This is a genomic window from bacterium, from assembly GCA_026414725.1.
Lineage (GTDB): Bacteria > Ratteibacteria > UBA8468 > B48-G9 > JAFGKM01 > JAAYXZ01.
Genome location: JAOAIL010000065.1, coordinates 1 through 254, shown reverse-complemented (window position 1 = coordinate 254; position 254 = coordinate 1). Strand labels below are relative to the sequence as shown.

General features: G+C 28.3%; 1 protein-coding gene. It reads left to right on the top strand.

Annotated elements, in window-relative coordinates:
- A partial coding sequence (locus N3D17_07875) for a rhamnulokinase (protein MCX8083280.1) occupies window positions 1-228 on the top strand: 228 nt, incomplete at its 5' end.
- Between the last annotated feature and the right edge of the window lie 26 nt (window positions 229-254).

Here is a 254-nt window from a genome sequence, read left to right as displayed (position 1 = left end):
GGTAATGTCTATGAATATGCGACTTTAGTTGAAATGGCAAAAGAGGCAAATCCGTTCTTCTCTTTTATAGATGTAAATAATGTAGAGTTTCTTTATCCTGGTAATATGGTTGAAAAAATAAAAAATTATTGTAGAAACACAGGCCAGAAAATTCCAGAAAGTATTGCTCAAATTACTAGAGTAATTTTGGAAAGTTTAGCAATGGAATATAGATTTGTTATAGAGTAAATAGAAGATATAATTGGATATGATAT